The 25,417-nt window shown below is 71.9% G+C and carries 22 protein-coding genes; 2 read left to right on the plus strand and 20 right to left on the minus strand.

The window, feature by feature from the left end; all coding sequences use genetic code 11:
• Positions 1 to 227: 227 nt before the first annotated feature.
• From A5481_RS10785 to A5481_RS10880, 20 genes are all read right to left on the minus strand, one after another.
• On the minus strand, positions 228 to 476 hold the full coding sequence (locus A5481_RS10785) for a DUF6894 family protein (protein ID WP_048436936.1): 249 nt from the start codon (positions 474 to 476) through the stop codon (positions 228 to 230).
• A gap of 103 nt (positions 477 to 579) precedes the next feature.
• Positions 580 to 2,103, minus strand: coding sequence for an ATP-binding cassette domain-containing protein (locus tag A5481_RS10790; protein WP_048436935.1), 1,524 nt, complete (start codon positions 2,101 to 2,103; stop codon positions 580 to 582).
• A gap of 40 nt (positions 2,104 to 2,143) precedes the next feature.
• On the minus strand, positions 2,144 to 3,082 hold the full coding sequence (locus A5481_RS10795; protein ID WP_048436934.1) for a branched-chain amino acid ABC transporter permease: 939 nt from the start codon (positions 3,080 to 3,082) through the stop codon (positions 2,144 to 2,146).
• Positions 3,083 to 3,115: 33 nt separating this feature from the next.
• Entirely contained in the window at positions 3,116 to 3,991 is an 876-nt protein-coding gene (locus A5481_RS10800) for a branched-chain amino acid ABC transporter permease (RefSeq protein WP_048436933.1), read from the minus strand.
• Positions 3,992 to 4,226: 235 nt separating this feature from the next.
• Positions 4,227 to 5,492: an ABC transporter substrate-binding protein gene (locus tag A5481_RS10805; protein WP_048436932.1), complete on the minus strand. Its 1,266-nt coding sequence runs from the start codon at positions 5,490 to 5,492 to the stop codon at positions 4,227 to 4,229.
• A 153-nt stretch (positions 5,493 to 5,645) separates the two neighbouring features.
• Positions 5,646 to 6,254, minus strand: a complete 609-nt coding sequence (leuD, locus tag A5481_RS10810) for a 3-isopropylmalate dehydratase small subunit (protein WP_048436931.1) — start codon at positions 6,252 to 6,254, stop codon at positions 5,646 to 5,648.
• Position 6,255: 1 nt separating this feature from the next.
• Positions 6,256 to 7,662, minus strand: a complete 1,407-nt coding sequence (leuC, locus tag A5481_RS10815) for a 3-isopropylmalate dehydratase large subunit (RefSeq protein WP_048436930.1) — start codon at positions 7,660 to 7,662, stop codon at positions 6,256 to 6,258.
• 322 nt (positions 7,663 to 7,984) lie between these two features.
• Positions 7,985 to 9,373, minus strand: coding sequence for an FAD-dependent oxidoreductase (locus tag A5481_RS10820; protein ID WP_048436929.1), 1,389 nt, complete (start codon positions 9,371 to 9,373; stop codon positions 7,985 to 7,987).
• Positions 9,370 to 9,975 (minus strand): cysteine hydrolase family protein, encoded by a 606-nt coding sequence (locus A5481_RS10825; protein ID WP_048436928.1) that lies wholly within the window; start codon positions 9,973 to 9,975, stop codon positions 9,370 to 9,372. Before A5481_RS10825 ends, A5481_RS10820 begins: the two co-directional genes overlap by 4 nt.
• Positions 9,972 to 12,038 (minus strand): hydantoinase/oxoprolinase family protein, encoded by a 2,067-nt coding sequence (locus A5481_RS10830; RefSeq protein ID WP_048436927.1) that lies wholly within the window; start codon positions 12,036 to 12,038, stop codon positions 9,972 to 9,974. The genes A5481_RS10825 and A5481_RS10830 overlap by 4 nt, the downstream gene beginning before the upstream one ends.
• Positions 12,035 to 13,720, minus strand: a complete 1,686-nt coding sequence (locus A5481_RS10835) for a hydantoinase B/oxoprolinase family protein (protein WP_048436926.1) — start codon at positions 13,718 to 13,720, stop codon at positions 12,035 to 12,037. Before A5481_RS10835 ends, A5481_RS10830 begins: the two co-directional genes overlap by 4 nt.
• Positions 13,717 to 14,583 carry an isocitrate lyase/PEP mutase family protein gene (locus A5481_RS10840; RefSeq protein WP_048436925.1) on the minus strand — a complete coding sequence of 289 codons (867 nt, stop codon included), beginning with the start codon at positions 14,581 to 14,583 and terminating at the stop codon, positions 13,717 to 13,719. The genes A5481_RS10835 and A5481_RS10840 overlap by 4 nt, the downstream gene beginning before the upstream one ends.
• Before the next feature lie 370 nt (positions 14,584 to 14,953).
• A complete protein-coding gene (locus A5481_RS10845) occupies positions 14,954 to 16,348 on the minus strand; it encodes an MmgE/PrpD family protein (RefSeq protein ID WP_048436924.1) in 1,395 nt (464 codons plus the stop codon).
• 1 nt (position 16,349) lies between these two features.
• Positions 16,350 to 17,051: an ABC transporter ATP-binding protein gene (locus A5481_RS10850; RefSeq protein WP_048436923.1), complete on the minus strand. Its 702-nt coding sequence runs from the start codon at positions 17,049 to 17,051 to the stop codon at positions 16,350 to 16,352.
• Positions 17,044 to 17,805 (minus strand): ABC transporter ATP-binding protein, encoded by a 762-nt coding sequence (locus A5481_RS10855; protein WP_048436922.1) that lies wholly within the window; start codon positions 17,803 to 17,805, stop codon positions 17,044 to 17,046. The genes A5481_RS10850 and A5481_RS10855 overlap by 8 nt, the downstream gene beginning before the upstream one ends.
• Before the next feature lie 4 nt (positions 17,806 to 17,809).
• Positions 17,810 to 18,778, minus strand: coding sequence for a branched-chain amino acid ABC transporter permease (locus tag A5481_RS10860; RefSeq protein ID WP_048436921.1), 969 nt, complete (start codon positions 18,776 to 18,778; stop codon positions 17,810 to 17,812).
• Positions 18,775 to 19,647, minus strand: a complete 873-nt coding sequence (locus tag A5481_RS10865) for a branched-chain amino acid ABC transporter permease (RefSeq protein WP_048436920.1) — start codon at positions 19,645 to 19,647, stop codon at positions 18,775 to 18,777. The genes A5481_RS10860 and A5481_RS10865 overlap by 4 nt, the downstream gene beginning before the upstream one ends.
• Positions 19,648 to 19,649: 2 nt before the next feature.
• Complete coding sequence (locus A5481_RS10870; protein WP_064503939.1) at positions 19,650 to 20,867, minus strand: ABC transporter substrate-binding protein; 1,218 nt, start codon at positions 20,865 to 20,867, stop codon at positions 19,650 to 19,652.
• The gene (locus tag A5481_RS10875; RefSeq protein WP_064503940.1) at positions 20,864 to 21,688 is read right to left on the minus strand and encodes a GntR family transcriptional regulator; all 825 of its coding nucleotides are present in this window, start codon (positions 21,686 to 21,688) and stop codon (positions 20,864 to 20,866) included. The genes A5481_RS10870 and A5481_RS10875 overlap by 4 nt, the downstream gene beginning before the upstream one ends.
• Before the next feature lie 279 nt (positions 21,689 to 21,967).
• The gene (locus A5481_RS10880) at positions 21,968 to 22,900 is read right to left on the minus strand and encodes a glycosyltransferase family 2 protein (protein WP_053082500.1); all 933 of its coding nucleotides are present in this window, start codon (positions 22,898 to 22,900) and stop codon (positions 21,968 to 21,970) included.
• A 262-nt stretch (positions 22,901 to 23,162) separates the two neighbouring features.
• Here A5481_RS10880 and A5481_RS10885 point away from each other — a divergent pair, with 262 nt between their 5' ends.
• Both A5481_RS10885 and A5481_RS10890 read left to right on the plus strand, forming a co-directional pair.
• Positions 23,163 to 24,815, plus strand: coding sequence for a glycosyltransferase family protein (locus A5481_RS10885; RefSeq protein WP_053082499.1), 1,653 nt, complete (start codon positions 23,163 to 23,165; stop codon positions 24,813 to 24,815).
• 219 nt (positions 24,816 to 25,034) lie between these two features.
• Positions 25,035 to 25,265 (plus strand): hypothetical protein, encoded by a 231-nt coding sequence (locus A5481_RS10890; RefSeq protein ID WP_048435754.1) that lies wholly within the window; start codon positions 25,035 to 25,037, stop codon positions 25,263 to 25,265.
• Positions 25,266 to 25,417: the final 152 nt, after the last annotated feature.

The raw sequence follows: 25,417 nt of genomic DNA on the forward strand, positions 1-25,417 counted from the left end.
CCGCTTCGCGGCACTTTTTCCCCTGGATCCCGGATCTCCTTCCACGTCGTTTCAGTCGTCCGGGAAAGGGGGAGACTCACGAGCATCGTCCGCCCCTATGGTCGGGCCGACCGCGCCGTGACGGGGCCTGTGTCGTGTATCGTAGCAGGGCGGCCGGCGCTGCTCGAGGCCTTTGAACCGGCCGCATTCTCGTCGACGAACCGGTATCCGCGTCGTCGGAAAACGCCCTAGGCCTGAAGCCGCGGGATCGCGTCGGCGAACCGCGCGATCGGCAGGAACACGCTGAAGCGGCGCTCCTTGTCCTCGACGTGGATGATCGCCTCCTTCCACTCGGGCTCGCGGCAGGCGCGGCGCTTGAGCAGCACGGCGATATGCGCCGAGCAGGTGATGATCTCGTGCGGCTCCTCGAGCTCGACGCCGCGGGTGTCCCGGATGAGACGGCTGCCGACCTGGAAATGGAAGTAGTAGCAGGACATTCCGCTCTCCCTGGGGTGGCTGTCCTGCTCCTTTACGTCGGCTCGTCTCCGGCCGCCTTAACCCGAGTCAAGCGTTTCGGCATTCATCCCTTCGACGATCCCCTCAGAGGTAGCCGGTGCCGGCCTCCGCGGCGAAGCGGTCGGGCGGGCCCTCCCAGACGATGCGGGCGTGTTCCAGCACGTAGACCCGGTCGGCGTGCGGCAGCGCGAAGGTGACGTTCTGCTCGCCCAGCAGCACCGTGATCGGCGTCGTCTGGCGCAGGCGTTCCAGCGCCTTCGAGAGCTGCTCCAGGATCACCGGGGCGAGGCCGAGCGTCGGCTCGTCGAGGATGAGGAGCCGCGGCTTCATCATCAGGGCGCGGGCGATGGTGAGCATCTGCTGCTCGCCGCCCGAGAGGGTGCGGGCCATCTGGCCGCCGCGGCTCTTGAGGATCGGAAACAGCTCGAACAGCCAGTCGAGCTGGCGCGCGCTCTCCGCCTTCGGCATGTGCTGGCCGCCGAGGTCGAGGTTCTCGCGCACGCTCATCTCGCCGAACAGCTCGCGGGTCTCCGGCACCTGGACGATGCCATTGCGCGCGATGCTCGCCGGCGTGCGCCTGCCCAGCGATTCCCCCGAGAAACCGATCCGGCCGGAATACGGGACGAGGCCCGAGATCGCGTTGAACAGGGTGGTCTTGCCGGCGCCGTTGAGGCCGACCACCGAGACGAACTCGCCCTCGTGGACGTGGAGGTCGACCCGGCGCAGGGCCTGCGCCTTGCCGTAGAGCACGTCGAGCCCCTCGACCTTGAGGAGCGGCGCGCCGGAGAAGCTCGCCTCGGGCCGCGACGCGGTCTCGATGCTGCCGCCGAGATAGACCCGGCGCACGGTCTCGTTGCGCATCACCTCGGCGGCGGTCCCCTCGGCGACGCGCTCGCCGAGATACATCGCGAAGACCCGGTCGACGAGGGCCGACACGCTCTTCACGTTGTGGTCGACGAGGAGCACCGCCTTGCCCTCGTCGCGAAAGCCGCGGATCAGGGCGGAGAAATCCGCGACCTCGCCGGAGGTCAGGCCCGCGAAGGGCTCGTCGACCAGAACCACCTTGGGATCGCGGGCGATCGCCTTGGCGAGCTCCATCCGGCGCAGGTCCGCGAAGGGCAGGGTGCCGGGGCGCCGGTTCATCACGGCGCCGAGGCCCACCCGCTCGGCGATGGCGCGGGCGCGGCTCTCGACGCTCGCGTTGGCGAAGAGCCGGACCAGGCTGTCGGGCAGGAGCGCCAGCTTGATGTTCTCCAGCACCGTCTGGCGGTGCAGCGGCCGGGAATGCTGGAACACGAGGCCGATGCCGGCCCGGGCCACCTTGTGCGAGGGCCAGCCGGCGATCTCGGTGCCGTCGAGCTTCACGCTGCCGGCATTCGGCCGTTCCAGCCCCATGATGAGCTTCATCACCGTGGACTTGCCCGAGCCGTTCGGCCCGATCAGCCCGACGATCTCGCCGGCCCGCACGGTGAAGCCGATCGATTTCGCCGCGACGAGGCCGCCGTAGCGCTTGGTCAGCCCCTCGACCGCCAGCAGCGGCGGGGCACCGCCGGCCGCACGGGCGGCCGAGGCGGGCAGGGGGGAGGGGGCGAGGCTGGCCGCACTCATGAACGCACACCTTGTCGGACAGCAGGGAAGGGGCGGGGCATCAGGCGCGCTGCCCGTCACGGTGGCCCTGGCGGGTGAGGAGGCCGAGGAGGCCCGAGGGCACGAACAGGATCACCGCGAGCGCCGCGGCCGAGACCACGAAGGTCGAGAGCGAGCCGAGCGGCCGCAGCAACTCGCCGGCGGCGATCAGGAAGACGGCGCCGAGCACCCCGCCGACGATGGTGCGCCGCCCGCCGAGCACCGCCCCGATGATGACCTGGACGCCGACCGAGACGTCGACCAGCGTGCCGACCGAGGCGGTGCCCATGTAGAAGACGAAGAGCGCGCCGGCGAGGCCCGAGAAGACCGCGCTGACGCAGAACGCCGCGAGCTTGTGCTTGGCGACGTTGAAGCCGAGGGCGCCGGCCTCGACCGGGTCCTGCCCGCTCGCCTGCAGGATCAGCCCGACCGGCGAGACCGCGATGGCGTAGAGGATTAGCCCGCTCACCCCCATGAAGCCGAGCGCGATCCAGTAATTGGTGGCCGCGTCGATGCTGATGACGTCGGGCACGGTGAGCCCGATCTCGCCGCCGGTGGTGTCGGCGAAGACGACGATCAGGTTCTGCAGGATCAGCACCGCCACGACGGTGGTGAGGCCGAAATAGGGACCTCGCACCCGGAGCGCGGGAAGCGCCAGGACGAGGCCGCCGATCACCGCCGCGACGGTGCCGGCGAGGAGGCAGAGCGGGATGCCGACGCCGTGGCCGTTGAGGATGCCGGCGGTGTAGGCCCCGAGGCCGATCAGGAAGGTCGGCCCGAAATTGACCTCGCCGGCGAAGCCGAACAGGAGGTCCCAGGCCATCGAGAACACGCCGAAGTAGTACGCGACGGTGAGGAGCCCGAGGATGTAGCCCGAGACCCAGAGCGGCAGCACGCTGGCGAGCGCGAGGCCGATCAGGCAGAGCCAGAACAGCGGATTGCGAAAGGTGTTGGCGAGCATGGGGCCTCTATCGATTGAGAGAAAGGCCGGGCGTCAGCGGCGCCCGAGCAGGCCCTGCGGGCGGACATACATCACGGCGACGAGCAGCAGGAGCGCGGGAATCGTCCGGTAGGCCGGGGAGACGAGATAGGCGGTGAGCGTCTCGAGGTAGCCGACGACGTAGGCCGCGATCAGCGAACCCGAGACGCTGCCGAGGCCCCCCAGCACCACGATCGAGAAGGCGCTGGCGGTGAGCGGGCCGACGCTGTAGCTCGACACGCCGAGGAACTGGCCGAGCAGGACGCCGGCGATGCCCGCGAGCACGCCGTAGATGAGCCAGATCGCCACGTAGATCTTCGATAGCTCGAAGCCGAGCAGCGTGACGCCGCGCGGGTTCATGGAAGCCGCGAGCAGCACCTTGCCGGTGCGGGTACGGTTGACCAGGAGCCAGAGCAGCCCGATCGTCGCCCAGCACACCACCGCGGTGAAGACCTGGTTCCACGGCGTGCGCACGCCCGCGATGGTCACCACGCCCTCGACGATCGGCATCACCGTCTTGGCGTTGCTGGTGAACAGGTAGGCGATGAATTCCTGGATCATGATGCCCCAGAGCAGCGTGCCGGTGAGGATGAAGATCTCCTTCTCCTCCGGCGGGATCGCCCGGGACTTGTCGATGGGGCGCACCACGACGCCGTAGGTGGCGAGGGTGAGCAGCGTGCAGACCGCGACCCCGGCGGCGGCGCCGGCATAGGAGCCGAGGCCGTACTCGCTCGAGGCCGCCCAGGCCACCACTGCGGCGGTGACCATCAGCGCCCCGTGCGAGAGGTTGAGCACGCCCGAGACGCCGAAGATGAGAGTGAAGCCGGTGGCGCCGAGCGCGTAGAGCGCCGAGATGGCGAAGCCGTCGATGAGGATCTGGATCGCGGTCATGGGGCTCGCGTCGAAGATGAAGGGGCGAGGCGCGCGCGAGAACTACCCTCTCCCGTTTGGGAGAGGGGTTGGGAGTGAGGGTGGCTCGGCTTCCGCAATGCCCCTGAACCGTCGAGCTGCGCAGCCCGACGCTCGGCGGCCTGTCCTGAACCCGAGCCACCCTCACCCCTACCCCTCTCCCACTCGGGAGAGGGGATCCCGCGCCGGCTGGATCAGGGTCGATCGATGGGAGCGGTCAGTTCGCCGCCGTCCCGGCCTTGACGAAGCTCGGGAAGGTCATCTTCCCGTTGGCGACGGTCTGCGGCCAGATCGCCAGCTGCTTGCCGTCCTGCCACTGCATCATCATGCCGGAGACGAGGCCGGGGCCGTACTTGATCGAGTGGGTGAACTCGTCGTCCTTGCCGTAGAACTGGATGCGCCCGAGGGTGCCCTCCCAGTCGGTCTTCTCGAGCGCGTCGACGAGCTTGTCGGGATCGGTCGAGCCGGCCCGCTTCACCGCGTCGGCGATGTAGTAGACCTCGTCGTAGGCCGTGTAGCCGGCGTATCCCGGATAGCTGCCGTACTTCGCCTTGAAGGCTTCCGCGAAGGGCGCGGTCTTCGGCGTCACGTTGGTGCCGGGAGCGGCGAACATCTCGAACAGCACGCCTTCCGTCGCGCCGTTCGTCTCCTTCCAGAAGGTGGCGTTGGTCGCCTGCGAGGCGATGCCGATCATCGGGATCGGCACCTGCTGGCTGCGCCACTGCACCGTCGGCTGCACGCCGACATGCGAGATGCCGGTGACGATCACGTCGGGCTTGGCGTTCTCGATGCGGCTGAAGATCGGGTTGAAGTCGGTGGTGCTCGGCGAGAACCGGATGTGGTCGAGCACCTTGAGGCCGACCTTCGGCAGGCATTCCTTGTAGCCCTCGTCGAGGGGCTTCGTCCACGCCGCGTCCTCGCTCATGATGACGGCGGTCTTCATCTGCCGGCCCTCGACCAGGATCGCCTTGGCGGCGTCGCAGACCGCCTGCGACTGCGCCTTCGAGGTCAGGTAGCCGTGGAAGGAATACTTGTACTTGGCATAGTCCTTGTGGACGTTGAGCGGGATCTCGTTCGAGGCCGCGCCCGGCGTGATGAAGGGCAGCTTCAGCCGCGCCGACCAGGGCTGGAGCGCCAGCACCACCTCGCTGATGTAGCTGGCGATGACGGCGTGGGCCTTGTCCTCGCTCGCCGCGCGCTGGAAGGCGCGGACCGAATCGGCGGCCGAGCTCTTGTTGTCGTAGGTGATGATCTCGATCTTGCGCCCGTCCATCCCGCCCTTGGCGTTGATTTCGTCGGCGGCGAGCTGGGCGGCCTGGGGAATCGCGGCGCCCGCGATCGCCTGCGCCTCCGCGATCACCGCGATGCGGATCGGATCGGCGGCCTGAACGGTCGAGAGCGCGGCATTGGCGGCCAACAGGATGGTCGAACCAAGCAACGCGCGGACGAGCCGCCGCCTGGCGACGGGTGCGCATTCCAGCATGACGTTCCCTCTTCCGGCCGCTGTTTGATCGATGGCGTCGCGGCTCGGGCGAGGAGTGTAGCCGGAGCGGGATCGATCACAAGATGCTGATCGCGGACTGGAAGGGAGGATCGGCGAGCCATCGCCTGGATGCATGGCTGCCGACCCGGTCGGTCACCCTGCGGTGGCGGGCACCCGCCACGGCTCCTCGGCCGCCACCCGGGCCTCGAAGGCCGCGATGGCCCCGGCGTGCTCGAGCGTCAGCGCGACGTCGTCGAGGCCTTCGACGAGGCAGCGCTTCTTGAACGGGTCGATCTCGAACGGGATCGCGGCGCCGTCCGGGTCGGTCACGGTCTGGGCCGGCAGGTCGACCGTCACGATCGCGCCGGGCGAGGCGGCGAGCCGCGCGCGCAGGGCGGCGGCGGCTTCGTCCGGCAGGGTCACGGTGAGCAGCCCGTTCTTGGCCGCGTTCGAGGCGAAGATGTCGCCGAAGCTCGGGGCGATCACGCAGCGGACGCCGCCGTCGACGAGCGCGTAGACCGCGCCCTCGCGCGACGAGCCGCAGCCGAAGTTGCGGTCCGTCACCAGGATGCCGGCGCCGGCGTAGGGCGGCTCGTCGAGGGGCATGGCGACGCTGCGGCGGCGCTCGTCGTGGAACAGGAAGTTGCCGTAGCCGGCGCTGCGCGGCTTCTTCAGGAAGCGCGCCGGCAGGATCTGGTCGGTGTCGATGTTGGCGACGTCGAGCGGCACCGCGACCGCCGCGAGGGTGGTGAAGGGCTGCATGTCAGTGGCTCCCGAGCCGGCGGATGTCGGTGAGGCGGCCGGTGACGGCGGCGGCGGCGGCCATGGCCGGGCTCATCAGGTGGGTGCGGGCATTCGGGCCCTGGCGGCCCGGGAAGTTGCGGTTGGTGGTCGAGGCGCAGCGCTCGCCCGCCGGCACGAGGTCGCCGTTGATGCCGACGCACATCGAGCAGCCCGGCTCGCCCCATTCGAGGCCGGCGTCGCGAAACACCCGGTCGAGCCCCTCCGATTCCGCCTGGCGCCGCACCGGGCCGGAACCCGGTACGACGAGACCGGGAACGAGCGCCTTCCGGCCGCGCAGTACGGCGGCCGCGGCGCGCAGGTCCTCGATCCGCGAGTTGGTACAGGAGCCGATGAACACCCGGTCGATCGCGACCGATTCGAGCGACGTGCCGGGGGCGAGGCCCATATAGTCGAGCATCGCCTGGATCTGCCCGGCCTTGGTCGGATCGGCCTCCGCGCGCGGATCCGGCACCGCCGCGGTGACGGGCAACGCCGTCTCGGGGCTGGTGCCCCAGGTCACGGTCGGGGCGATGGCGCCCGCGTCCAGCGTCACCTCGCGGTCGAACCGGGCGCCCTCGTCGCTCGGGAGTTGTCGCCAGGCCGCGACCGCCCGGTCGAACACGGCGCCCTTCGGCGCGTAGGGGCGCCCTTCGAGGAACGCGAAGGTGGTGTCGTCGGGGGCGATCATCCCGGCCCGGGCGCCGGCCTCGATCGACATGTTGCAGATGGTGAGCCGCCCCTCCATCGACAGGCCGCGGATCGCGCTGCCGGCATATTCGAGCACGTGCCCGACCGCGCCGCCGGCACCGACGGCGGCGATGATCGCCAGGATCACGTCCTTGGCGGCGACGTGGGGGCCGAGCACGCCGTCGATGGTGACCCGCAGGGTCTTGGGCCGGCGCTGCCACAGGGCCTGCGTCGCCAGCACGTGCGCGACCTCGGTCGCCCCGATGCCGAAGCCGAGCGCCCCGAAGGCGCCGTGGGTCGAGGTGTGGGAATCGCCGCAGACGACGGTGAGGCCGGGCAGCGTCAGGCCCTGCTCCGGCGCCAGCACGTGGACGATGCCCTGCTGGCGGTCGTCGAGGCCGAAATGCCGGATGCCGTGCCGGCCGGCATTGGCGGCCAGCGTCGAGACCATGTTGGCGATCTCGGGATCGGGGATCGGCCCGGTGCGATCGCGGGACGGCACGTAATGGTCGGCGACCGCGAAGGTCAGCTCGGGGCGGCGGATCTTGCGAGCGGCATGGTCGAGCATGCCGAAGGCGTGGAACGAGCCCTCGTGCAGCAGGTGCCGGTCGATGGCGAGCAGCGCCTGCCCGTCCGGCCGCGTCGCCATGACGTGGGCGTCCCAGACCTTGTCGAGGAGGGTGCGGGGGTGCGGGGTCATGGGGCGTGCTCCGTCTTGTTGTCGGGACGTGGTCGAGGGACAGAGTGGAATGTGGTTCGGGGACGCCCTGTCCGGAAGAGGTTGGAAGATGTCGTGGATGCTTCCGACAGACATTCCGGTTCGAGGTGAATCGCGTTCCCCTCTCCGGTGTGGGAGAGGGGTTAGGGGTGAGGGTGAGACGGTGCCGAGTAAAGCTCAACGGTTGAACCGCCAGCATCACGCCCAGCGATTTACACGGAAGCGCATCACCCTCACCCCTATCCCTCTCCCACACGGGAGAGGGGATCCCGCGCTATATTTGTCTAAATCATTCAACCGCGGTCTAGGCCATCGCCCCCGCCGCCTGCCCGGCGATGCGCCCGAGCGCCACGGCCGCCAGCAACCCGTTGCCCGACAGGTACCCGCCCGGCCCGGTCCCCGACACGCCGCAGGCGGCGCCCCCGGCCGCGAACAGGTTCGGGATGGCTGCGCCGCCCACCGTCAGCACCCGCGCATCGTCGTCGACCACGAGGCCGCCTTGCGTGTGGAACAGGGCCCCCGTCACCCGCACCGCCCGGTAGGGCGCGTGAAGCGCCGGTACGCCCGCGAAGGAGCGGCCGAAGCCGTCCCGGCCGCCGTCGCGCTTCAGCGCCTCGACCTCGGCGAGCGTCCCGGCCAGGGCCGCCTCGGGCAGGTGCAGGCGCGCGGCGAGCTCCGGGATCGTGTCCGCCGCGACGATCGCCCCGGCGCTCTCGGCTCTCCGAAAATCCTCGAACTGGCGGGCGATGGCCGCGATGCGCTCGTCGAACACCGTGACGACGGTGCCGCCGGGCTGGCGCAGGACCTCCGCCGCCTGCTCGGAATAGCCCTTGCTCTCGTTCGAGAAGCGCCGCCCGTCCGCGTTCACCTGGAACCCGCCCTCGGTGACCGTCGCCCAGGTGATCAGGATGCCGTGCGGATGCGCCACCGAGCCGTGGCCCTGGTGGCCCGAGAGGTGGCGGGTCGCGGCGCCGAGCGCCTCGCCCCAGAGCAGCGCGTCGCCCTGGTTGCCCTCGTGGCCGAAATACAGCGCGCCGGACAGGTCCGGGACGTAGCGCGCCACCAGCGCCTTGTTGCCGCCGTAGCCGTTGCAGGCGAGCACCAGCGCCCGGCAGGCGACCCGGTCGCGCGAGCCGTCGGGCCGCACGACGCAGAAGCCCCGGATCGCGCCGCCCTCGGCGTAGAGCGTGTCGACCGTGGCCTCGCACAGGATCGGGATGCCGGCCGCCTCGACGGCGCGAGCGAGCCGGTCGACCAGCTCCTCGCCCGACCGGCTCGGCAGGCCGTGCATGCGGTTCGCCGAATGGCCCGGATAGCGGAAATCGGTGATGACCGAGAACGGCAGGCCGTGCCGATCGGAGAGCCATTCGAGGGCCGGGCCGACCGCGCCGGCAAGGCGCGCGACGAGGGCCGGATCGGGCTCGTCGCCCGCCTTCGCCATGATGTCGGCGGCGAACAGGTCCGGGCTGTCCTCCAGCCCGGCCTCGCGCTGCCAGCGCGTGCCGGGCGCCGGGACCAGCCCGGCGGAGAGGGCGGTCGAGCCGCGGGGGACGGGATCGCGCTCGATCACCAGCACCTCGGCTCCGGCCTCGTGCGCGGCGAGCGCCGCCACCAGCCCGGCGGCGCCGGCGCCGATCACCGCGACCGGCACGTCGATGTCGAAGGCGATCGATTCCGCGGATGCGATGGTCATGCGGACAGCTCCGCCAGGATCTCGGTGACGTCCGCCACCCGGCAGACGGGCTTCAGGGCATCGATCGCGGTCCGGTGCACGGCGGGCGAGAAGGCCGCGCAGGCATCCGACAGCACCGTCACGGAGAAGTCGCGAACGTGGGCGTCGCGCACCGTCGAGGCGACGCCGCCATTGGTGACGATGCCCGACACGAGCAGCCGCTCGATCCCCGCCTTGCGCAGGACCCATTCGAGCCGGGTCATGTAGAAGGCCGAGTAGGCGACCTTCTCGACCGTGAGGTCGGCGGGCTGGAGCTCGTCCACCAGGGCATGGCCCCAGGCGCTGGGCAGGAAGTCGCCCTTTCTCAGGAACGGCCGCAGCTCGCGCAGGTGGGGCGAGATCATCGGCTCGCCGCCCTTGCCCGGCACCAGGGTGAAGTGGGTCGAGACGACGAAGCCGCCCCGCGCCCGGATCAGCTCGGCGAGCGGCCGCACGATCGCCGGCACCGCGGCGATTTCGGGCGCCGCCTGCCCCGCCCGGCCATAGGCGCCGTCCGGATGCAGGAAGTCGTTCTGCAGATCGCAGATCAGGAGCGCGGTGCGCTCCATCGGGGTTGGGCTCATGCGGGCGCTCCCGTGCGGGTGACCACGACGTTGCCGAGCCGGTCGACCCGGGCCGTCAGGTCGGGATCGACCACGGTGGTGGCGTCGGGCTGCTCCAGGATCGCCGGACCCGGGATCTCGGCGCCGACCGGCAGCGACAGGCGGGCATAGACCGCGGCCTCGTGCCAGGCGCCGGCGAACCACACCGGGCGGCTGCCGGTGCGGGCGGCCTCCAGCGAGGCATCCGCCCCCGGCGCGAGCGCCGCGAGGTCGAAATGCGGCCGTCGGCCGATCGCCGCGGTGCGCAGGTTGACGATCCGGGTGCCGAGGCCCGGCAGCAAGCGGCTGAACGAGGTGCGGTAGGCCGCCTCGAACGCCTGCTGGATGATGGCGACCGTGACGCCGGTGGTGCCGGTCTCGACCGTCACCGGCAGGGCCACCGCCACGGTATGGGTCTGGCCGACATAGTGCATGTCGAGCTCGAACACCGTGTCGATCCGCGAGACGGTGAGGCCGGCGGCCTCGACGACCTCCCGCGCGGCTTGCGCCTCCGCCACCATGCGCCGGTCGAGGGCGGCGGCGTCGAGCCCGGCCAGCGACAGGTTGAGGGTCTGGACCTGGTCGTGGCGGATGTCGGCGATGACGCAGCCGAGCGCCGAGGTGACGCCCGGATAGCGCGGCACCAGGGCGCCGCGCAGGCCCACATCCTTGATCAGCGCCCCGACATGGAGCGCGCCGCCGCCGCCGAACGGCACCGCGGCGAACTTCTGCGGGTCGTGCCCGCGCTCGATCGAGACGAGGCGGATCGCGCCGGCCATCTTCCCATCCGCCACCCGCACGATGGCTTCCGCCGCCGCCATCACGTCGAGGCCGAGAGGCCCGGCGACGTGCTCCTGGATCGCGGCCTTCGCCGCCTCGACGTCGAGGCGCTTCAAGGCCCCGCCGATCGGCCGCTCGGCGTTGATGCGCCCGAGGACCACGTTGGCGTCGGTCAGCGTCGGGCGGGTGTTGCCCTGGCCGTAGCAGACCGGGCCGGGCCGCGATCCGGCGCTCTCCGGCCCGACCTGGAGCAGCCCGCCGGCATCGACATGGGCGATCGAGCCGCCGCCGGCGCCGATCGTGCTGATCTCGATCATCGGCGTGCGGATGACGAGGCCGAAATCGATCGTGGTCTGGGCCGCCAAGGCGGTCTCGCCCTCGACCACCAGCGACACGTCGAAGGACGTGCCGCCGAGATCACCGGTGATCACGTTCGGGAAGCCGGCCTCCTTGGCGATGGCGGCGGCCGCGATCACGCCGGCCGCCGGCCCCGACAGGGCGGTGCGCACCGGCAGCCGCCGGGCGGTGGCGGTCGACATCACGCCGCCGTTCGACTGCACGATGTGGAAGCGGCCGTCGAATCCTTCGGATTCGAGGGCACGGTCGAGCTTGCCGAGATAGCTGCCGACCACCGGCTGCAGGTAGGCGTTGAGCACCGTGGTCGAGGTGCGCTCGAACTCGCGGATCTCCGGCAGGAGGCCCGAGGAGCGCTCCACGTTGGCGTTCGGCCACACGACGCTCGCCGCCTCCAGGGCGATCCGCTCGTTCTCCGGGTTGGCGTAGGCGTTGACGAAGCAGATCGCCAGGGCCTCGGCACCGTTGGCGATCAGCGCGCGGGCGGCCTGCGCCACCTGCGTCGGATCGACCGCCTCGCGGATCGTGCCGTCGGCCAGCGTCCGTTCGTCGACCTCGAGCCGGAGGTCGCGGTCGACGACGGGGACGAAGTCGCCCCACAGGCCCCAGGTGTGGCGCCGGTCGCGCCGGCGCATCTCCAGCACGTCGCGGAAGCCCCGGGTGGTGATGAGGCCGATCCGGGCGCCCTTGCGCTCGAGCAGCGCATTGGTGCCGACGGTGGTGCCGTGGACGATCGAGGCGAGGCCGGCGACCGGGCCGAACCCTTTCAGGCCGGCGAGGAAGCCCACCGCCTCGTCGCCGCGGTTCGACGGGACCTTGCCGGTCTGGAAGCGGCCGGCGGCCTCGTCGTAGTAGAACAGGTCGGTGAAGGTGCCGCCGACATCGACGCCGACGATGGCGCGGGGGGTCATTGCTCGTCTCCGGTCGTCAGGTCGTAGTCGCGGGCGGCGGATTCCGGCGTCACGTAGCCGAGGCGCAGGTCGCGCTCGAGGGCGTCGCGGTCGCGCTCGGCCGGGTGGCCGAAGCCGCCGCCGCCGGGAGTCTCGAGCCGCACCCGCTCGCCGGCCCTGATGCGCACGTCGGTCACCTTCGAGACCATCGGCGGGCTCGCCCAGCCCTCCGGCGTCTGCCAGGCGAAGCGGTTGAGCGCCGCCGGCCGGCCGCCCTTGACGCCGAACGGCGCCACCTTGCCGCGCTCGCCGAGCAGGAACACGTCGGCGTCGGTCAGGGTCTCGATCTCGTAGACGGCACCGAGCCCGCCGCGATGGGCCCCGGCCCCGGCGCTGTCGGGGCGCAAGGACCACTGGGTGAAGACCACCGGATAGGCGGCCTCCAGGATCTCGACCGGCGGGATCGTCGCGGTCGAGATCGGGTTGTTGGCGTGGCTCAAGCCGTCGGTCTCGGGGTTGCCCCCTAAGCCCCCGCCGAAGAACGAGAACATCACCCAGCGCGAGCCGTCCTCGCGGTGGCCGGCGAGCGACAGCGCGTTGATGGTGCCGAAGGGAGCGGCGGTCGCACGGTCCGGATCGGCGGCGGCGAGCGCGCCGAGCACCACGCCGATCAGCCGCAGGATCGTCTCGGTGTAGCCCGCCATGGGCTTGGGCGCGCCGGCACCCAGCAGCGTCGTCTCCGGCACCGTGAAGGTGATCGGCCGCAGGCAGCCGGCATTGGCCGGCACCTCGGTGAAGACGTGCTTCAGGGCGACGTAGCAGGCCGCGACGGTGGTCGCGTGCGAGATGTTGATCGGCCCCTGCGCCGGCGCCGACGAGCGCGAGAAGTCCAGCGCCATGCCGTCGCCCGAGATCGTCAGGTCGAGGGCGATGGTCAGCGGCTCGTCGACGATGCCGTCGTTGTCGAGCACGTCCGAGAAGCTGTAGCGGCCGTCCGGCAGCGCCCGGATCGCGGCGCGCATCAGGGCCTCGGCCCGGTCGGAGAAGGCCGCGAAGGCGGCGTCTACCGTGGTGTCGCCGTACTCGTCGAGGAGCGCGATGAAGCGGCGCTCGCCGAGGTCGAGGGCGTTGAGCTGGCCGTTGAGGTCGCCCCAGTTCGAGGTCGGGACGCGGGTGTTGGCGGCCAGGATGTCGACGATGTCTTGGTTCAGGCGCCCGGCGGAGAACAGCTTGACCGGCGGGAAGCGCACGCCCTCCTGGAAGCTCTCGGTTGCCTTGGGGTTGTAGCCGCCCGGCACGTTGCCGCCGATGTCGAGCCAGTGGCCGACCGAGGCGAGCCAGCAGAACAGGGTGCCGTCCCGGAAGACCGGGCGGACGAGGCGAAAATCGTTGAGGTGGGTGCCGCCGCTATAGGGGTCGTTGAACAGGAACGTGTCGCCGGGCTCGAGGCCCCCTTCGCGCTCGACCTTGGCGATCACCGCCTTGACCGCGAAGGCCATGGCGCCGACGAAGATCGGCAGGCCCTTGGTGCCCTGGACCAGGGTGTCGCCGGTGGTGGCGTGGTAGAGGCCGTGGCAAGCGTCGCGGGCCTCGGCGATGATCGGGTTGAAGGCGGAGCGGTAGAGCGTCGCGTCCATCTCGTCGGCGATCTGCTCGAGGCGGCCCTTCAGCACCGCCAGGGTGACGGGATCGATCGGGGTCATTGGGCGCTTCCTTCGTAAGCGCGGCCGCGGGCCAGCATCTCGGGCGTGCCGATCAGCGCGTTGAGCTCGCCGAAATCGAACATCCGGTCGGCGAACGGCGTGTTGGTGCCGGCCTTGGCGAGCGAGCCGTAATAATCTTTCGCGGTGCGGGCGAGCGCCCGGACGATGCCGCCGGGGAAGATCACGAGGCGAAAGCCGAGAGCGCCGAGATCGGCGGCCGAGGCCAGCGGCGTGTCGCCGCCCTCGACCATGTTGGCGAGCAGCGGCCGGGTGGTGCCCAGCGCCTTCGTGACCTCGGCGAGCTGGCTGGCCGAGCGCGGCGCCTCGACGAACAGCACGTCGGCCCCGGCCTCGGCATAGGCCTGGGCCCGCTCGATGGCGCGCTCGAAGCCCTCGACGGCGACCGCGTCGGTGCGGGCGACGATGAGGGTCTCGGCGCTGCGACGCGCGTCGAGCGCGGCGCGGACCTTGCCGACCATCTCCGCCTGCCCGATCAACGTCTTGTCCTGAAGGTGGCCGCAGCGCTTCGGGTAGCTCTGGTCCTCGAGCTGGATCGCGCTCGCGCCGGCCCGCTCGAACAGCCGCACGGTGCGCTCGACGTTGAGCGCGTTGCCGTAGCCGTTATCGGCATCGACCACGAGGGGCGTCGCCACCCGGTCGCGCACCAGGGTCACGGTCTCGGCGACCTCGGTCATCGAGACGAGGCCGATATCGGGCCGGCCGAGGCGGGTATAGGCGATGGCCGCGCCGGAGAGGTACAGGGCCTCGAAGCCCGCATCCGTGGCGAGCGAGGCCGTGAGGGCGTCGTAGACGCCCGGAGCGACGAGGACGCGATCCTCGGCGAGACGGGACTTCAGGGACATGACGCGGGGTGTTCCTCGTTCGGTTTCATCGCATTCGTTCGGGCGCATCTCTCCTCTCCCCGCCGCTCATGGAGCCGCCCGGGAGAGGACGGGCACAGGTCCCCCTCTCCCGTGTGGGAGAGGGGACAGGGGTGAGGGTGGCACGCTTCCGCAGTAAAGCTCAGATCGTCGTGCTGGCGGCGGAACGTTCGGAGCCTCTATCGGCACCGTCTCCACCCTCACCCCTACCCCTCTCCCACACGGGAGAGGGGATCCCGCGCCTCATCTTGTGTGCAATGCGTCCATCTAAAAATGTTTATATTCAAGATGACGCTGATTTTTGGATTTCATTCGGTGGAATTGCGAGGTTTGAGTTCGTCGTATATTGGGATCACGCCACCAGGGCCAGCAACGCCCCGACCTCCTCCGCCCGGTCGATCCCCGCCACCGCGCGGATCACCTCCTCGCTCCGCACCGCCCCCCAGACCGGCCCGGCCAGCGCCCGGAACTTCTCCCGGACATCGTCGGCCGAGTACGGGTCCTCGGTGTCGCCGCGGTTGGTGAGCGCCTTGGCCGAGAGCTTGCGGCCGTCGGCCAGCGTCAGGGTGACCTTGGCGGGACGCAGGGACGGCAGCTGCGCCGTCATGGTCGGGTCCTCCTGCACCATCACCCGGCGGGCCAGCGACAGGATGCGGCGGTCGGCTCTCGCCTCGTCCCGGAAGGCGTCGGTGTCGGCCTGCCCCCGCACCAGGGCCGCCGCGAGGGCGAAGGGGAGCGAGAACTTCGCCGCTAGCATCGTCTCGGGCGCCGGATGGTCGAGCTGCGCCGCCCACACGTAAGTGGCGACCTCGACCGAGCGCACCGCATCCGGGTCGATCGGGCCGGATTCGGACCGGATCTGCGCCAGGGCGTCGAGGGCGCCGTGGGTGTAGCGGCAGGCGGCGTGGCGCTTGAAGTAGTTGCGGGCGATCTCCCAGCGGACGCCGAGATCCTCGACCATCGCCTCGGGCGAGAACTCGTCGGCGAGGATGCCGCCATAGACCGTGCCGATCCCGTCGCGCTCGGGCAGGAAGCCGCTCTCGGCGAGGTCCCAGGCGGTGAGCCCGAGCTGGTTGGAGAAGCCCGCATAGGTGTTGCGAACGGTCGCCCCCTCCAGCATCGTGCGCCGGCTGGTGCTGAGACCCAGCGACGAGGCGAGCCCGATCGCCCGGCCGATCCCCGCGGCATCGGCCCGGAAGAGCTTCGCCACCGCGAGCGCCGCCCCGACCGTGCCCCAGGTGCCGTGCGGGTGCATCGTCACCCGCAACTTCGCGGCGATGCCGATCCGCGCGCCGATCTCGTAGCCGAGGACCAGCGCCGCGAGAAGGTCGGCACCGGAAGCGTTCGTTTCCTGCGAGGCGGCCAGAACGGCGGGCACGACGTGGATCGCCGGATGGCCGCGGGCGTACTGGTTGCCCTCGTCGAGCTCGAGCGTCGTGCCGGCGGCGCCGTTGACGAGCGCCGCGTCGCGCGGATCGAGGGAGAGGCCGCTGCCGATCGCCGGCGCCGGGCCGGTGCGGCGGGCGGCCAGCCGCTCGGCGAGCGCCCGGCAATCCGGCTCGCGCATCCCGGCGGCGATGACGCCGAGGCTGTCGAGGAGGACGAGGCGGGCGCGGTCGATCGCCGGCTCCGGGATGTCGGCGGGCGCGAGATCGGCCGCGAACGCCGTCCAGCGCCCGAGCCAGGCGGGAACGGGCTCGGCGAGCAGCGTGGTGGCCGGGACGATGCCGGGGGTGACGATGCCCATCTTACAGCCCCAGATAGGCCCGGCGCAGGGCCGGGTCGGCGGCGAGGGTCGCGGCGTCGCCCGAAAGCGCCACCGTGCCGTTCTCCAGGATGTAGGCGCGGGTCGCGAGATCGAGCGACTGCACCACGTTCTGCTCCACCAGCATGATCGGCAGTCCTTGCCTGTTGAGGGTACGGACGAGCGTGAACATCTCCTCGACGAGGAGCGGCGAGAGCCCGAGCGAGGGCTCGTCGAGGATGAGCAGGCGCGGCTCGGCCATCAGGCCGCGGCCGATGGCGAGCATCTGCTGCTCGCCGCCCGAGAGGGTGCCGGCGGCCTGGGCCGCCCGCTCGCGCAGGCGCGGGAAGGCGGAGAAGACCCGCTCGATGTTCTGGCTCCGGCGCGCCCGGCCGCGGCGGTAGCTGCCGAGCACCAGGTTCTCGCGCACGCTGAGATTCGGGAAGATCTTGCGGCCTTCCGGCACGTGGATCAGCCCGGCCTCGACGATGCTGGACGCGGAGGCCTTGGTGATGGCCCGGCCGTCGAAGCGGATGTCGCCGCTTCGCGCCGGGACGACCCCGGACAGGACCTTGTTCAGCGTCGTCTTGCCGACGCCGTTGGCGCCGAGCACCGCGACGATCTCGCCCGCGCGGACATTCAGATCGAGGCCGCGCAGGACCTCGGTGGCGCCGTAGCCGGCGCGAAGGCCTTCGACCTCAAGCATCGACCGCCTCGCCGTTGACGGAATCCGCGGCCTTCATGCGGGCGGCCGCGCCCTTGCCGAGATAGGCCTCGATCACCCCCGGGTCGGCGCAGACCTGCCGCGGCGGGCCGGACGCGATCATCCTGCCCTGCGCCAGGACGAAGACCTCCTCGCACAGGGTCATCACCGCCTGCATGATGTGCTCGATCATCAGGATGGTGACGCCGTCGTCGCGGATGGCGCGGACCACCGGCAGGATGTCGCGGATCTCCGAGGGGTTCAGGCCCGCCAGCACCTCGTCGAGGAGGAGGAGGCGCGGCTCGGTGGCGAGCGCGCGCGCCACCTCCAGCCGCTTGCGCCCGGCGACCGTGAGGTCGGCGGCCGGCTTGTCGAGCTGGTCCCCGAGCCCGACCCGCGTGCCGACCGCGCGGGCCTTGGCTACCGCGTCCGCCCGGCGCGGATGGCGCAGGTAGGCGCCGACCGCGATGTTCTCGGCGACCGTCAGCCCGGCGAAGGGCTGGACGATCTGGAAGGTGCGGGCGATGCCGCGGCGCGCCCGCAGGTGCGGCGCTTCCGCCGTCACGTCCTGCCCCTCGAACGTCACCGTGCCCTCGCTGGGGGCGAGGAAGCCGGAGATCATCCCGAACAGGGTGGTCTTGCCGGCGCCGTTCGGGCCGATGAGTCCGGTGATCGAGCCGGCCGGCACGGCGAGCGAGGCGCGGTCGACCGCGACGAGGCCCTGGAAGCGCTTGGTGAGGGAATCGACGGCGAGCATCGGGTCAGGCTCCCACCGGGGCGGCCTTGCCGCGCGCCGCGCGCCGGCGCAGGCCGAGCAGGCCCTGCGGCGCGAAGGCGATGACGGCGATCAGGCAGGCGCCGAACACCACGAGGTCGACCCCCGGGATGCCGCCGGCGAGGTGCTTGGTCAGCTCGCCGAGGCCCTGCAGCGCGAGGGCGCCGACGAGCGGCCCGAAGGCGGTGCCGATGCCGCCGACGATCGGGGCGAGCAGCGCCTCGACGGAGATCCAGGTGCCGTAGGCCACGCCGGCATCGAGGTAGAGGAAGTACTGCACGTAGAGCCCGCCGGCGGCCGCGGTGATCGCCGCCGAGAGCGCGATGGCGCGAAGCTTCACCGCGAGGGCGTCGACCCCGAGCGCGCGGGCCGCCTCCTCGTTCTCGCGCACCGCGATCAGGTGGGCGCCGAAGCGCGAGCGCTCGAGCCAGCGCGAGGCCAGCAGCGCCAGGCCCACGAAGGCGAGGACGAGGAGCACGAAGTAGCGCCGGTCGGCGAATTGCAGGGTGGACAGGCCGGGCTGGAGCTTGAGCAGCAGGCCGGCGGCGCCGCCGGTGATGTCGGCGGTGTTGGCGAGGATGCGGAACACCTCGGCGAAGGCGAGCGTCACGAGGGCGAAGTAGGAGCCGCGCAGGCCCGCCCGGAAGCTGAGGTAGCCGATGGCGAGGCCCACCAGCGTACCGAGCCCGATCCCGGCGGCGAGCGCCCCCCAGGCGTTCCAGCCGAACTTCACCTGCAGCACCGCGGTGGCGTAGGCGCCGGTGCCGAAGAAGGCGGCGTGGCCGAACGAGTACTGGCCGCCGAAGCCGCCGAGCACGTTCCAGCCGAGGCCCGCGAGCGCGATGATCAGCGTCGTGACGAGGAAGTTGAGCAGCGTGCCCGACAGCCCGAGGAAGGGCAGGGCGGCCAGCACGCCCAGGACGAGGATCACGGGAAGGAGGTCGCGGGCGCTCATGCGCGGGCTCCGAACAGGCCGGTCGGGCGCACCAGCAGCACCAGGATGAAGATCAGGAAGATGCCGATCTGCCCGAGGCTGTCGCCGAGCAGCAGGCCGGAGAAGCTCTCGACCACGCCGATGATCAGGCCGCCGACCAGCGCGCCGGCGATCGACCCCATGCCGCCGAGCACCACGATGGTGAAGGCGACGAGCACGAAGGCGGCGCCCGAGCGCGGGTTGACGTAGTAGGTCGGCATCAGGAGGCAGGCGGCGACGGCGAGGCACGCGCAGCCGAGCCCGAAGGTGACGGCGTAGACGTGGTCGACCTCGATGCCGACGAGCCGCGCCCCGAGCTTCTCCCGCGCCACCGCCCGGATCGCCCGGCCCGTATCGGTGCGGTTGAGGACGAGCCAGAGCACGCCGGTGACGGCGATCGCGGCGAGGAAGCCGATCACGCGGGGGGTCGAGAGCAGCAGGGGACCGAGCTCGACCACCTGGAGCGCGGCGTCGGAGTCGAGCGCGCGGGTGTCGGAGCGGAACAGGGCGAGCAGCGCGTTCTCCAGCACGATCGACAGGCCGAGCGTGACGAGGAGCACGTTGTTGTCGCTGCCGTGGCTCGCCGGGCCGATGACGAAGCGCTGCAAGCCGTAGCCGGCGCCGAACATCAGCGGCACGACCCCGATCATCGCCCAGTAGGGGTCGACGTGGAACAGCGCGAAGGCGCCCCAGACCGCGAACATCGCGCAGGTGAGCAGGGCCCCGTGCGCGAAGTTGATGATGTGCAGCACCCCGTAGACGAGGGTCAGCCCGAGGGCGATGAGGGCGTAGACCGCCCCCGTCATCAGGCCGTTCAAGGCCGCCTCGATCAGGATCTGGGGCGCGTACATCGTCACGCCTTGAGCGGGAAGTTGGCCTTGGCCTCGGCGAAATCCGGCGGCGCGATCACCTTGACGTCGCCGCCCTGGACCTGCGTGTTGAGCGGGAGCGCGGAGGTGTTCTGGCCCTCGACGAACTTCGACTGGCCGTAGGGCATCACGCCGCTGGCGAAGCTCTGGGTCGACAGCGCCTCGATGATCTTGAGCCGGTCGGGCGCGCCGGCCTTCTCGATCGCCTCGGCCATCAGCCGCACGGCGGAGTAGTTCATCGGCACGTTGTAGGCGAAGGCGCGGCCCGCGGCCTCGGTGCGCTTGCGCAGCTCGGCCGTCAGCGGGTTCTTCGGATCGGGCCAGTGGTTGCAATCCATCACGCCCTCGGCCGCCTGCGGGAACTCCTTGACGAAGCGCAGGGACGAGGCGCCGCCGCCGAGGATCGCGTAGATGCCCTTCGGCCGGACGCGCTGCTGCTGCATCGTGCGGGCGAGCAGCACGAACTCGCCGTAGTAGTTCGACGGGATGACGAGGTCGGGCTGCAGCGAGCGGATGCGCAGGACCACGTTCGCCATGTCGCGGGCCGGCGTCGGGTGCGATACGGTCTCGAGGATCTCGAAGCCGAGCTTCGGCAGCTCGGCCTGGAGCAGCTTGGCGAGGCCGGAGCCGAACAGGCCGTCCTCGTGCACGATCACGACGGTGCGGGCCGGCTTGCCGGCGGCGTCGTTGAGCGCGACGAGGCGGGCAAGCGCGTCCTTCGTCACCATGCCGAAGCTCGGCGAGAACCGGAAGGTGTTCTTCAGGCCGCGCTTCGTCAGCTGGTCGGCGACGCCGACATCGATCAGGTAGGGCAGGTCGTAGCGCGAGGCCGCCTGGCTCGCCGTGGCGCAGAGGCCGCTGCCGAAGCCGCCGACGATCGCCGCCACGCCCTCGCCGTTCAGGCGCTCGGTCTCCTGCGCGGCGACCTCGGGGCTCGAGCGGCTGTCGGCGAAGACGATCTCGAGCTTGGCCCCGCCCAGGGCCTTCAGGCCGCCGGCGGCGTTGATGTCCTGCACCGCGAGCTCGGCGCCGAGCTTGCCGAGGTCGCCGTCGTTGGCGAGCGCGCCCGTGACCGGCTGGATGATGCCGAGCTTCACGGTCGACCCCTGCGCCCGCAGGATCGACGGCATCGCCACCAGCGAGGTCGCGGCGAGGCCGGTGCGCAGGACGGCGCGGCGGGACGGAGAGAGGATCGAGGTCACGGGGCGGGCCTCCTGTTGGCGGCGGGGCGGCGGGGGGTGGAGTCGGGCTTGACCGGGCGCGGGACCGCCGGGGTCCAGCGGCGCTCGCCGGCGTCGCCGGTGCGCACGAGGTCCATCTGGAAGGCGTAGCGGTCCGGCCGGTAGAGCGCGTGCAGGTGCTCGACGCCGCGGCCGGACGGATCGAACACCACCCGGGTCAGGTCGATCAGCGCCGAGCCGACCTCGAGGTCGAGGGCCGACGCCACTTCCGGGCCGGCGAGGGTGGCGCCGATCGCCTGCGTCGCCCGGTCGGCGGTCACGCCGGAGCGCTCCATCAGCGACAGGAGCGGCGTCGCCGCGAGGTCGGCCTCGGAGTAGGACAGGCCGACCCGCTCGGGCACGTGGGTGGTGAGGTAGGAGAAGGGCTGGCCGTCGATCAGCCGCACCCGCACCGAGCGCTGGACCCGCGCGCCGGGCTCGAGCAGCAGCGCCTCGGCGATGCCCGCCGGCGCCGCGACGTACTCGAAGGAGAGGAGCCGCACGCCGGTGGCGCGGCCCATGGCGATCAGCCCCGAGAGCAGGTTCGACAGGTCGCCGATCACCGGCCGGGCGCCGTCCTGCCCCTGCACGAAGGTGCCGGAGCCGGGGCGGCGGCGCACCAGCCCCTCGCCGGCCAGCAGGTCGAGGGCGCGCCGCACGGTCACCCGGGCCAGCCCGTGCTCGGCGGCGAGCGCCGGCTCGCCCGGCAGCCGGGCGCCGCTCGGCAGCCGGCCGCTTGAGATCTGGTCGCGCAGCAGCAGGTAGAGCCGGCGCGCCTTGTGGGGCTCGATCGCGGAGGTCACGGGGCCATCCCTGGCTCGTGGCTTGCAAGCGTCGTGGCTTGCGTGAGCCGTCCGCGGTCATCCGCCGGCGCTCACCTGTCCGATTATGCAGACAGGTTGCTGTCCGTCAATTGGGACAGGTGGTAGGAGCGAACAGGAATTTTCGGGCGCCGCGCGGGGGCGGGCGCCGGGGGTCGGCTCGGGAGGATCGTCGGTCTTCCCCTCGTCGTCCCGGGGCCGCGGACGCGGCGCTCGGGATTCACCGTCGGTGACGGGGAGAGCGACGGTGGCAGGAGCTTCCTATCGCGACGGCACCCATTGCCGCGACAGCGCGTAGAGCCGGTGCCCGAACGACCACGTCCGCAGGAAGCGCTTGGCGTAGCGCACGGGATCGTCGACGAGGCGGCAATGGCGGCGCAGGATGTCCCGGGCCGCCTCGGGCTCGCCGACGTCGAGGAGCTGGCGGGCGTATTCGAGCATCAGGAAGTTGCGGTAGCGGCCGGCGGACCGCACGAGGTGCGGCGGGACCGCGTTGTGGCGCAGGAGGGCGGTGAGCGTCCGGTCGAAGGGCGGCGGCAGGGGGCGCCGGCGCATCTGACCGGCCAGCACGCTCGTCGGATGGCCGTCGCGGTAGACGGCGGTGGGCTCCGAGACGTAGCGGAACGGCCCTTCCAGGGCGAGGCGGCACCAGGTGTCGGTGTCCTCGCCCATCACGGCCCCGACCGGGAACAGGCCGGCCCGCCGCAGGGCGCCGCGCTCGACCAGCACGCTGCTCGAATGCACCGCGTAGGGGTAGGTGGCGAGCAGGAAGGCGAAGACGTCGTCGACCCGCTGGTCGGGGATGGACGCCTTCATCACCGGGGCGGCGCGGCTGGCGAGCAGGTGGTTGGCGAAGACCGCGACCGCATCCTGCCGGGAGGCCGCGGCCACCAGATTCTCGAGGTGCCGGCCGGCCCAGAGGTCGTCGGCATCCAGGAACGCGATCCAGTCGGTGCGGGCGGCGGCGACGCCCCGGTTGCGGGCCGCCGCGCTGCCCGCATTGGCCTGGCGGATCAGGCGGAGGCGCGGATCCTCGAACGCCGCCACGATGTCGCCGCCGCCGTCGGTCGAGCCGTCGTCGACGACGATCAGCTCGAACCGGTCGAAGGTCTGGCGCAAAACCGCCTCGACGGTCTGCCCGATCACGTCCGCCTTCTGGTAGAGCGGGATCACCACGGAGAGGGTCGGCAGCACGGATCGGCCTCCAGGTCGGTCGCGCGGTCAGGCCGCGGACGCCCCTGCTTACCAAGTCGCCGCGGGCGCCGGACCCGCCGCTTCCGGCGCTGCCGCCGCGCCGCCGCCTCCGGCATCCGGCGCGGGGGCCTCATCCGATCGGCGAGGATGCTCCCGCCGAAGGCGGCGGTGCCGTGCTCCGCCGTCGCCGCTAACCTCGCGCCCACGGAGCTCCCGCCGCGGCGAGCTCTCGTGACGGCAGGCCGGCAGGAGGTCCCTCGCGATGACGGAAGCGGTGCGGGAGGAAACCGGCGACGACCCGGAGGCGCGGCGGCTGCGGGCGATGCTGGCGCGCCATCTCACGGAGTTCCGCCACCTCCTGGCCCGGGCCCGCCAGGCGGCGACGGAGGGGCGCGACGAGCGCGCGTCCGTGCTGGCCGAGGCCGCGGCGGCCTTCGCCACTACCAATCACTGCGGATTGTTCTCCAGCCCCGAGCTGGAGCGGTTGATCACGACCCTCGGCCGTCGCCTGACGCCCCGGTCCGGCGCCGCGCACACCCCGCCCCGCCCCTCGCCGGAGCGGGTCCTGCACGTCCTGACCGAGGCCAAGGCGGTCGGCGGCAGCAGCCGGATGGCCTGGCGCTGGATCGCGCAGGATCGCGGCCGTCGCCACTCGGTGGCTCTCACGCGCCAGGACGGCGCGCCGCCTCCCGCGCCGCTCGTCGCGGCGGTGCTGGCGAGCGGCGGCACGGTCCACTGCCTCGACGGGGCCGGCCTGCTGGCGCGGGCGCGCCAGCTCGCCGCCCTCGGCCGGGAGGCGGACCTCGCCGTGCTGCACACCGAGCAGGATGTCGTGCCGCTCCTCGCCTTCGCCGATCCGGCCCGCTCGCCGCCGACCCTGTTCGTCGATCACGGCGACCACAAGTTCCGCCTCGGCCTCGCGGCAAGCACGGTGGTGGCGAGCATGCGCGAATCCGGCCAGCGCCACGCCCGCCGCCGGCGCGACGTCGACCCGGCCCGCAACCCGCTGCTGCCGACCCTGCTCGACCCCGCCCCGACGCCGGGCCGGCGGCAGGAGGCGCGCCGGGCCCTCGGCCTGCCGGCCGAGGCGCGGATCCTGCTCAGCATCGCCCGCGGGTTGAAGTTCGGGCTGCCCGGGAACCCGGACTACGCCGACCGGCACCTGCCGGTGCTCGAGGCCGATCCGGCGGCGCTCCTGGTGGTGGTCGGCGCCGGCGCGCGCCCCGACTGGCAGGCGGCGGCCGAGCGCTGCGGCGGGCGCATCGTCACCCTCGACGAACGGCCCGATACCGGCGCGTTCTACGACGCCGCCGACATCTACGTCGATTCGTTCCCGTTCGTGTCGATCACCTCGCTGCTGGAGGCCGGCAGCCGCGGTCTGCCCCTGGTGAGCTGCTTCCCGCACGCGCCCGAGGCCGAGATCTTCGGGGCCGACATGCCGGGCCTGACCGGCTGCCTGCGGCGGGCCGGCACCTGGCCCGAATACCAGGCGATCCTCGCCGGCCTGCTGGCCGACGAGGCCGAGCGGCGCGCCCTCGGCCAGCGCACCCGGACGTCGATCGCCGCGATGCATACCGGAGCGGGCTGGATGGCGGCGCTCGATCGCGCCTACGCCCTGGCGGCGCGGGAGCACGGTCCGTTCCGGGCGCCCCGGCCCGACGACGCACCCGCCTTCGATCCCGTCGACCTCGTCGTTCCGCTGGTTTGCCCCCCGGGCCACGCGCCGGAGCAGGCGATCGCCCAGCAGCTGCGGATCTATCCCCTCGGGGCCCGCCTGAGGCTGTGGCTGGCGCTCGGCCGCGAGGCGGGGACGGGCGCCCGGATCGCGCGCAGCACGCTGGCCTGCTTCCTGCCGCGTGCCGCCCTGGCGCAGCTGCGCGGGGTGGCAGCCCGGCGCCGGGCCGCCAGGGCGTGAGGGCGGCGGCCCGGCACCGGGCCGCCCGTGCATGGGGGAAACGGAAATCGGCCACCGGCGCTCCGGGTCAAGGCGGGCCGCGGCGCCGGCGGGACGAGGAGACCGGAATGTCGCGCCCCTGGGACGCCTGGGCAAGAGATTGGGACGTTCGGGCGTATCCCCGCATCCCGCATCCGTGTTTGACCTTGAACCCCAGAAATCCTTTCCGGCTCACGGACGATGTCGAAGCACTTCTCCACCCCGATCCCGGCCTGGCTGCGTCGCCGCGGCTACTCCCCGCGCACGAAGGTGTGGCTCGCGGCCGCCTGCGAACGCACGCGGCGCCGGTCCGAGGCACCGGAGCCGGAGAGCCGGTGCGAGATCATCCCGTTCCCGGTCCGTCCGCTGGCCCTGGCGCGGGAGGCCCTGCAGCAAGCCGGGCCGGCACGGAGCGCGGCGACCTGGCCATAGCCGGGGCGGGAGGCGGGGGGGCTCCCGGCCGCGGGACGTCCTCGAGCCCTGTCCGACGAAGCGGAAACCGGTTCGTCGCAGACGATGCGGCAAAGTCAAAGACCTGGCGCAGCGCCCGATTGCAGCGCCACGGTCCACGACACGATCTCCGT

The organism is Methylobacterium platani (assembly GCF_001653715.1).
In the GTDB taxonomy this organism is placed as follows: Bacteria; Pseudomonadota; Alphaproteobacteria; order Rhizobiales; family Beijerinckiaceae; genus Methylobacterium; species Methylobacterium platani.

Bases quoted from the DNA above. Each gene is read 5' to 3' on its own strand.
- A5481_RS10785 (WP_048436936.1), bottom strand. From the start codon at position 476: ATGTCCTGCTACTACTTCCATTTCCAGGTCGGCAGCCGTCTCATCCGG.
- A5481_RS10790 (WP_048436935.1), bottom strand. From the start codon at position 2,103: ATGAGTGCGGCCAGCCTCGCCCCCTCCCCCCTGCCCGCCTCGGCCGCC.
- A5481_RS10795 (WP_048436934.1), bottom strand. From the start codon at position 3,082: ATGCTCGCCAACACCTTTCGCAATCCGCTGTTCTGGCTCTGCCTGATC.
- A5481_RS10800 (WP_048436933.1), bottom strand. From the start codon at position 3,991: ATGACCGCGATCCAGATCCTCATCGACGGCTTCGCCATCTCGGCGCTC.
- A5481_RS10805 (WP_048436932.1), bottom strand. From the start codon at position 5,492: ATGCTGGAATGCGCACCCGTCGCCAGGCGGCGGCTCGTCCGCGCGTTG.
- leuD (WP_048436931.1), bottom strand. From the start codon at position 6,254: ATGCAGCCCTTCACCACCCTCGCGGCGGTCGCGGTGCCGCTCGACGTC.
- leuC (WP_048436930.1), bottom strand. From the start codon at position 7,662: ATGACCCCGCACCCCCGCACCCTCCTCGACAAGGTCTGGGACGCCCAC.
- A5481_RS10820 (WP_048436929.1), bottom strand. From the start codon at position 9,373: ATGACCATCGCATCCGCGGAATCGATCGCCTTCGACATCGACGTGCCG.
- A5481_RS10825 (WP_048436928.1), bottom strand. From the start codon at position 9,975: ATGAGCCCAACCCCGATGGAGCGCACCGCGCTCCTGATCTGCGATCTG.
- A5481_RS10830 (WP_048436927.1), bottom strand. From the start codon at position 12,038: ATGACCCCCCGCGCCATCGTCGGCGTCGATGTCGGCGGCACCTTCACC.
- A5481_RS10835 (WP_048436926.1), bottom strand. From the start codon at position 13,720: ATGACCCCGATCGATCCCGTCACCCTGGCGGTGCTGAAGGGCCGCCTC.
- A5481_RS10840 (WP_048436925.1), bottom strand. From the start codon at position 14,583: ATGTCCCTGAAGTCCCGTCTCGCCGAGGATCGCGTCCTCGTCGCTCCG.
- A5481_RS10845 (WP_048436924.1), bottom strand. From the start codon at position 16,348: ATGGGCATCGTCACCCCCGGCATCGTCCCGGCCACCACGCTGCTCGCC.
- A5481_RS10850 (WP_048436923.1), bottom strand. From the start codon at position 17,051: ATGCTTGAGGTCGAAGGCCTTCGCGCCGGCTACGGCGCCACCGAGGTC.
- A5481_RS10855 (WP_048436922.1), bottom strand. From the start codon at position 17,805: ATGCTCGCCGTCGATTCCCTCACCAAGCGCTTCCAGGGCCTCGTCGCG.
- A5481_RS10860 (WP_048436921.1), bottom strand. From the start codon at position 18,778: ATGAGCGCCCGCGACCTCCTTCCCGTGATCCTCGTCCTGGGCGTGCTG.
- A5481_RS10865 (WP_048436920.1), bottom strand. From the start codon at position 19,647: ATGTACGCGCCCCAGATCCTGATCGAGGCGGCCTTGAACGGCCTGATG.
- A5481_RS10885 (WP_053082499.1), top strand. From the start codon at position 23,163: ATGACGGAAGCGGTGCGGGAGGAAACCGGCGACGACCCGGAGGCGCGG.
- A5481_RS10890 (WP_048435754.1), top strand. From the start codon at position 25,035: ATGTCGAAGCACTTCTCCACCCCGATCCCGGCCTGGCTGCGTCGCCGC.